The sequence below is a fragment of the Streptomyces sp. NPDC047072 genome (genome assembly GCF_040643855.1).
Taxonomy (GTDB): Bacteria; Actinomycetota; Actinomycetes; order Streptomycetales; family Streptomycetaceae; genus Streptomyces.
Genome location: NZ_JBEYVC010000076.1, coordinates 38,381 through 45,194, shown reverse-complemented (window position 1 = coordinate 45,194; position 6,814 = coordinate 38,381). Strand labels below are relative to the sequence as shown.

Below are 6,814 nucleotides of genomic sequence, written 5' to 3'. Positions count from 1 at the left end.
CGTACCCGCGCACCTCGGCCCAGTCGGACAGGACGAGCAGCAGCAGGCGGTGGCGCCAGGGGACGCCCGGGTCGATCCCGCGGGCCGTCTCCCGGGCGGCGAGCGTGAAGACCTGCGCGGCGAGCTGCCGCGCGGTGGCCTCACCGGTCGTGCACGCGCGCGTGTAGGCCAGCACGGACGGCTGGTGACGGGCCCGCAGCTCCAGCAGCGCCTGGTAGGCGGTGACCGGGTCGGCGCGCAGCAGGTCGGTCAGCCGGGCGTCGGACGCATCGGTGTGCACCGCGTCCCGAGCCATGCGCACCCACCTCTTTCTGACGTACCGGCCAGTCTGTGAGGGACCATAGTGGGGTAAGAGAAGCGTGGGTGAAAGGGTTTCTCGGAGTAACGGAAGAGGCTGTGGACACGCCTGTGCCCGGAGCCCCACCGGGCCCCGGGCACACCCGCAGGTCACATGGCCGTGAGCGCCGAGAGCGCCGAGAGCGTCACTCCTCGACCGTCAGACCCTTCCGCAGCCGCACCAGCGTCCGCGACAGCAGCCGGGACACATGCATCTGCGAGATGCCGAGTTCGTCGCCGATCTCCGACTGGGTCAGGCCCGCCACGAAGCGCAGCGAGAGGATCTGGCGGTCCCGGGAGGGCAGCTCGGCGATCAGCGGCTTGAGCGACTCCACGTACTCGATGCCCTCGATGCCGTGGTCCTCGTAGCCGATCCGGTCGGCCAGCGCGCCCTCGGAGTCGTCCTCCTCGGGCTGGGCGTCCAGCGAGGAGGCGGTGTACGCGTTGGACGCGGCCATGCCCTCGACGACCTCGTCCTTCGACAGCTGCAGGCGCTCGGCGAGCTCGGCCACGGTGGGGGCGCGGTCGAGCTTCTGGGCCAGCTCGTCCCCGGCCTTGGCCAGGTCGAGCCGCAGCTCCTGCAGCCGGCGCGGGACGCGCACGGACCAGGAGGTGTCACGGAAGAAGCGCTTGATCTCGCCGACGATGGTCGGCATCGCGAACGTGGGGAACTCCACACCGCGCGAGAGCTCGAAGCGGTCGATCGCCTTGATCAGGCCGATCGTGCCGACCTGGATGATGTCCTCCATCGGCTCGCTGCGGGAGCGGAACCGGGAGGCGGCGAACTTGACCAGGGCGAGGTTCAGTTCGACGAGCGTGTTGCGGACGTACGAGTACTCGTACGTCCCCTCCTCCAGCGACTCCAGCCGCTCGAAGAGGGTCTTGGACAGGGCTCGTGCGTCGACGGGCCCCACCTCGTCGTAGGGGGGAATCTCCGGGAGACCGGCGAGCGGATCCAGGTCACTGTGTTCCGGAAGGGGTGTCGACGTCGCCTGCGGGGTATGCGATGCGTCGAGCCGGGGTGACATGATGTCCTCCATCGTTCTCGGCATATGGCTGCCGAAGCCGTGCGTGCACTGCGGTGTGCGGCGCCTCCAAAGCCGGCCGTGGTCGAGTACGTGTCTCTACTAGCCCTACCCGGTGTCCCAGGGCGATCGCAAGTGCGTTATGTGCACTTATGTCTGTTTGTGTGCGGTTGTTCGGGTGTCGGAGGGTGTGGAGAAGGCGTAGTGTTCGAGGGCGTCAGTCAGCAGGGCAGCCACGACGTCGGGAGAGAGAGACGGCATGGACCGCGGGACGGTCGGCAGCGCACAGTCTGGCCGGCTTCTGGTCGAGGTGCGGGAAGAGGGCTCCAGCGCAGTGGTGACCCCGGCGGGTGAGTTGGATCACCACACCGCGGATCTGTTGCGTGAGCCACTCGAGGACTGCCTCGCCAAGGGAAAGAGCCGGCTCGTCGTCGACTGCTCACGGCTGGAGTTCTGCGACTCCACCGGGCTGAACGTCCTCCTGGGGGCGCGCCTGAAGGCCGAGGCGGCCGGGGGCGGGGTCCATCTGGCGGGGATGCTGCCGGTGGTGGCGCGGGTCTTCGAGATCACCGGGGCGGACGCCGTCTTCACGGTCCACGAGACGCTGGCCGCCGCCCTGGCCGACGAGACCGGCTGAGCCGGCGGCCCGGCGGACGGCCCCGGATGGTGCCCACGCGCGTGCCCCGCTCGTCCCTGAGTGACCGGCGGTTACCGGGCGTCACGCCCGGCCGCCGGACATACGTCCCGAATACGGGGGTGTTCTGCCGGTCCGCCCGGGCAGGAGACATCCGTACCGACTGCGTGGTGAACGGCCCTGCAGTGACCTTGTGAATCGTGAACCGGTGAAGCGGTGAGGTGAAGCGCTGATGAGCACCACCCGGCCCTACTCGCCGGGCGACCGTGACCCGGAGCAGGACGCCGCCGCTGAGGCGTCGGCCGGGGGGCAGGTTCGCCGGCTCGGCTTCGAGGGGGCGAGCGGGGTCGTTCCGCTCGCGCGTGACTTCGCCCGGCAGGCGTTGTACGCGTGGGGCTGGCTGCCGGCGGCGACCGCGGACCGGCGGGCCGCGGCGGAGGATGTGCTGCTGGTGGTCTCCGAGTTGGTGACCAACGCGTGTCTGCATGCCGAGGGCCCGGACGAGTTGGCGATCAGCTGCGACAACAAGGTGATCCGGGTGGAGGTCTCGGACCGCGGCACGGGCCAGCCGGCCCCGCGCACCCCCCATCGGGCGGGACGGCCCGGCGGGCACGGCATGTTCATCGTGCAGCGGCTGTGCCTGGACTGGGGAGTCGTACGGCTGCCCGGGGTCGCGGGCAAGACCGTGTGGGCGGAGTTGGGCGCACCGGCCTGACGAGTTGGGCGCACCCGTTCAAGAAGCCTCACCGTTCCGCCACTTCCTTTGTCTTCCTTCCTTCAGGGGTGCGGCGTACCTTGACGGCCGATCTGATGTGCCGTCAGGAAATGAGGTGGAGCGCCGTGTCGTACCCGAAGCGAACCGTCGCGCTCGTGTCCGCCGGGGCTCTGGCCGGGGCGGTGGTGGTGCTGTCCGCGCCCCTTGCGCAGGCCGAGGTCGTGAACGTCAACTACGCCTGCAAGACGCCGATCGGGGACAAGAGCGCGGTGTCGCCGATCGACATCAAGGGCGTGAAGAGCGGCAGCGGCTACAAGATCACGATGTCCTGGCAGAAGGGCGTCTCCTCCAGCCCGGTCGACCTGGGCAAGGGGGCGATGAACCCGAGCGCCACCGTGAAGCTGGGCGGTGCCGACAACGGCACCCTGACCGTGACCGGGCCCGCCAACCAGGCGGTGGTGCCCGCCAACACCCCCATCAAGATCAATGACTTGACGGGCACGTACACCCCGAAGAAGACCGGCAAGGTCACCTTCACGGCGGGCGTGCTCACCATCAAGGCGCTCGGTACGACGACCACCTGCACACCGACGAACAGTCCGGGCCCGTCCCTGACCCTGGACGTCACCGCAGCGGGCGGCTCGGGCGGCACCACGACCGAGAACGACACCGGCGCCGAACTCCCGCAGACCGGCCCCGCGGACTCCGCGATCGCCCTCGGCACGCTCGGCGGCACGGTGCTCCTCGCGGGCGCGGCCGGCGCGCTCTGGCTGAGCCGCCGTCACCAGACGGGCCGCGTCCGGCACTGAGCGTTCCACGACAGCCGTTCTACGACAGCCGGAGCCGCCGATGTCGTCAGCCGCACGGGTCCCCGCCGTCCTCGCCCTGGCCGTCCTCGCCGTGGGCGCGCCCGTCCCCACGGCCCTCGCCGCCGACGGGTGGTCCCTCGCGCCCGCGGGCGGCGGCCGGCCGTCCTTCTACGTCGAGGGCGCGCCCGGGACGGTCGTCGAGGACACGGTGTCCGTGACGAACCGGGGCGGGAAACCGGTCACCGTACGGCTGTCCGGTGCCGTCTTCGCGCGCGCCGCCGTGACCGTCCCCGCCCGCACCCGCGCCGACGTCCCCTTCACGGTGCGCGTCCCGGACGGCGACCGCACGGCCGGCATCACCGCCCGCGACACCGACGGCCGCACCCGGCACGTCGGCCTCCGACTGCGCCCGTCCACACCGGAGTTGGCCGCGCTGACCGTCGAGCACGTGACCGTCCGCGGCGACCGCATCACGTACGACGTGGTCAACCGCGGCACGACCGCCCTGGTGCCGACGCTCGCCGTGCGCGCCGACGGCCTGTTCGGCCGGGTCCTCGACCGCGCCCCGCGCCTCCTGCGGACCGGCGTCCCGCCGGGCGGCCGCCTGCACCTCACCGAACCCTGGGCCGACCGGCCCGCCCTGGACGTGGTCGACGTACGGCTGACGGTGACGGCGGCGGGCGGCGCCCGCGACACGGCCCGGACCGAGGCACGGTTCGTGCCTTGGAACGCGGTGGCGGGACTCGCGGCGGTGGCGGCCGCCGGCGCGCTTCTCGCCGTACGACGACGTCGGCGCCGTACGCCCGACGGCGTGCCCGGATCCCCGGGCGCGCAGGCCGAGTTGACGGGAGCGACGACGTGAGCGGCAAGGGGCGGATCGCGGTGCTCGCGGTGGTGCTGGCGCTGGTGTCGGCGCTCTTCGCGGGGGGCGCCGCGGCGGCGGACGGGCCGACCGTGAAGGTGTCCAAGTCCCAGGCGGGGACCGGGGGTTCGATCACCGTGACCGGCAGCGGCTGGCGGCCGAAGACCCTGCTGATGATCCTGATCTGCGGACAGGCGGTGCCCTCGCGCGGGGTGCCCGGCGGCACCAACTCCTGTGCCAACGCGGACGGCCGGGCCACCACCACCGGCGCCGACGGCCGCTTCAGCAGGCAACTCCCGGTCGCCGAACCGCCGGTGCCCTGTCCGTGCGTGGTGCACGTGGCGACCGTCACCGGCGCCAAGGCCGAGGCGGACGTCATCTTCCAGGTGGCCGGGCACGCCGTGGAGCCGCTGCCCGCGCAGACCGGCGACGGCCGGCTCTCCGTCCTCACCGACACCCGACTCGACGGCTCCGGCGGCCTGTTGACCTGGTTCGGCGCACCGCCCGCCCGCACCCTCGTCCTCACCATCGGCAACATCGGCACCTCCGCCGTGAAGGACCCGGTCTTCCAAGTCGGCACCGCGCACGGCGTGTTCGCCCCGCAGTGGGACGACCAGCAGTGGCGCGGCACCGTCGAGCCCGGCAAGCGGGCGCAGATCAGACTGCCGGTCGAGCTGTCGGCCGGCGCGCACGGCGACTACACGGTCTCCCTCAAGTACGGCGGCAAGGTCCTCGCCGAGCGGCCCTGGGACGTGGGCCGGCCCTGGGGCGTGACCCTGTTCTGGATCCTGGTCTGCCTGGTCGTGCCGGCGGCGCTCTTCCGCCTCGGCATGGCGGTGGTCGACCGGGTCCGGCCGCGCCCGGCCGGCGGCGTCCGGCACCGCGGACTCAGCCTGCCCGTCCCGGCGTTCGCCCGCCGGCTGCCCGGTCTCAAACCCTCCACGGCCGCCCACGCGGCCACACCCGCTTCGACTCTGCCGTGGTTCACCCCGGACGCCGATCCGGGCGCCGCGGCCGGTCGGCTCTCCGCACCGCACCACGACGACAGCCCGACGAGTCCCACGACTCCCACCACGAAGGGATCCACGTGAGCAAGCGAAGGAGAGTCACACCGGCCACCGGGCCGAGAAGAGCGGGGGCCGCGACCTGCGCGCTGGTCCTGGGCGGGGCAGGGGTCCTGCTGGGTGTCACCGCGGGGCCCGCGCAGGCCGCCGAGGTGTCGTTCGCGACCCGCTGCGTACCGCCCGCGGGCGTCGGCCTCGACCCCGTCAATGGGACCACCAAGGTCGAGATCACCGCACCGGCCACCGCGAAGGTCGGCGACGAGGTGCAGGTCGTGTGGAAGTTCACGCAGGCCGCCTCCAAGAACCCCGACATCATCGACCTGCCCGCGAACTCGGTCCAGCCGACCGGCACCCTCAAGGCGGCCGGCGCGCAGACCGCCGACATCGCCATGACGGGGCCGCGCGAGAACCCCGCCATCCCCAAGGGCGGCGCGATGGTGCTGTCCGACATGAAGGGCACGCTGAAGCTGACGGCGGCCGGCTCGGTGACGCTCACGCCGGGCCCGTACACCGTCAACGCCCTCGGTACGAACACGGTGTGCACGCCGACCGAGACCGTGCCGACCGGAGCGACGATCAACGTCGGTGCGGGGGACGGGACTTCGAGCCCGACGCCGACCGACACCGACACCGGGACCGGGTCGCCGGATCCGACGGACAGTGCGACGCCGACGGACACCGGTACGCCGACCGACACGCCCAGTGACACCCCGAGCGCCACGGAGTCCGGTGACGACGGGCAGACCGACTTCACGGGCAAGGCCGTCGACATCCCGTACACCTGCCAGTCGCCCATCGGCGAGAAGAAGGCGACCTCCACGATCCAGGTCAACGCCAAGAAGGACGGCGGGAGTTACGCCATCACCGTGCAGTTCAAGAACTCGCCGATGGACAGCCCCGCCGACATCCCCGCGGACTCGGTGAAGCCGTCCATGGAGGTCGTCCTCGGCGGCGCGGACACCGGTTCGGTCCATGTGGAGGGGCCGAAGAACTCCGAGGCCATCAAGTCCGGCGACCCGATCGAGATCCCCGACATGACGGGCACGTACAAGCCGGGGGCGACGGGTGAATCGACGCTGTCCCCGGGCGTGTTGACGATCGAGGCCCTCGGCACGACCACGACCTGCAAGCCGGACAAGACGGAGGTCTCCCTCACCCTGACCACGGAGGAGCAGGAGGGCGGCGCGTCCGGCGGTACGTCGGGTTCGGGCGGCTCGTCCAGCACGTCCGGAGGTCTCGCGGCGACGGGCTCGGACGACCACGCGGCCCTGAAGGCACTGGGGTTGGTGGCCGGGACCGCGGTGCTGCTGGGCGGGGCGGTGTTCACGTTCATGCCTGGGAGGAGGGCACGGTAATCACCCTCAGGGGC

General features: G+C 71.9%; 7 protein-coding genes and 1 pseudogene. 6 read left to right on the top strand and 2 right to left on the bottom strand.

The window, feature by feature from the left end; translation table 11 throughout:
* Both ABZ896_RS28630 and ABZ896_RS28625 read right to left on the bottom strand, forming a co-directional pair.
* A pseudogene (locus ABZ896_RS28630) lies at positions 1-295 on the bottom strand (ricin-type beta-trefoil lectin domain protein); the annotation flags it as partial.
* Positions 296-482: 187 nt separating this feature from the next.
* Complete coding sequence (locus ABZ896_RS28625; protein ID WP_360935189.1) at positions 483-1,376, bottom strand: RNA polymerase sigma factor SigF; 894 nt, start codon at positions 1,374-1,376, stop codon at positions 483-485.
* A gap of 244 nt (positions 1,377-1,620) precedes the next feature.
* On the opposite strand from ABZ896_RS28625, the gene ABZ896_RS28620 reads away from it, so the two are divergent.
* The 6 genes from ABZ896_RS28620 (at position 1,621) to ABZ896_RS28595 (ending at position 6,800) form a co-directional block, all read left to right on the top strand.
* Entirely contained in the window at positions 1,621-1,998 is a 378-nt protein-coding gene (locus tag ABZ896_RS28620; RefSeq protein ID WP_360935186.1) for an STAS domain-containing protein, read from the top strand.
* 229 nt (positions 1,999-2,227) lie between these two features.
* A complete protein-coding gene (locus ABZ896_RS28615; protein WP_360935183.1) occupies positions 2,228-2,710 on the top strand; it encodes an ATP-binding protein in 483 nt (160 codons plus the stop codon).
* 125 nt (positions 2,711-2,835) lie between these two features.
* A complete protein-coding gene (locus ABZ896_RS28610) occupies positions 2,836-3,519 on the top strand; it encodes an LPXTG cell wall anchor domain-containing protein (protein ID WP_360935180.1) in 684 nt (227 codons plus the stop codon).
* A 40-nt stretch (positions 3,520-3,559) separates the two neighbouring features.
* Complete coding sequence (locus tag ABZ896_RS28605; protein WP_360935177.1) at positions 3,560-4,381, top strand: hypothetical protein; 822 nt, start codon at positions 3,560-3,562, stop codon at positions 4,379-4,381.
* Positions 4,378-5,472 (top strand): hypothetical protein, encoded by a 1,095-nt coding sequence (locus ABZ896_RS28600; protein WP_360935174.1) that lies wholly within the window; start codon positions 4,378-4,380, stop codon positions 5,470-5,472. The genes ABZ896_RS28605 and ABZ896_RS28600 overlap by 4 nt, the downstream gene beginning before the upstream one ends.
* 68 nt (positions 5,473-5,540) lie before the next feature.
* The gene (locus ABZ896_RS28595; RefSeq protein WP_360935198.1) at positions 5,541-6,800 is read left to right on the top strand and encodes a hypothetical protein; all 1,260 of its coding nucleotides are present in this window, start codon (positions 5,541-5,543) and stop codon (positions 6,798-6,800) included.
* Positions 6,801-6,814: the final 14 nt, after the last annotated feature.

Bases quoted from the DNA above. Each gene is read 5' to 3' on its own strand.
- ABZ896_RS28620 (WP_360935186.1), top strand. From the start codon at position 1,621: ATGGACCGCGGGACGGTCGGCAGCGCACAGTCTGGCCGGCTTCTGGTC.
- ABZ896_RS28625 (WP_360935189.1), bottom strand. From the start codon at position 1,376: ATGGAGGACATCATGTCACCCCGGCTCGACGCATCGCATACCCCGCAG.
- ABZ896_RS28615 (WP_360935183.1), top strand. From the start codon at position 2,228: ATGAGCACCACCCGGCCCTACTCGCCGGGCGACCGTGACCCGGAGCAG.
- ABZ896_RS28605 (WP_360935177.1), top strand. From the start codon at position 3,560: ATGTCGTCAGCCGCACGGGTCCCCGCCGTCCTCGCCCTGGCCGTCCTC.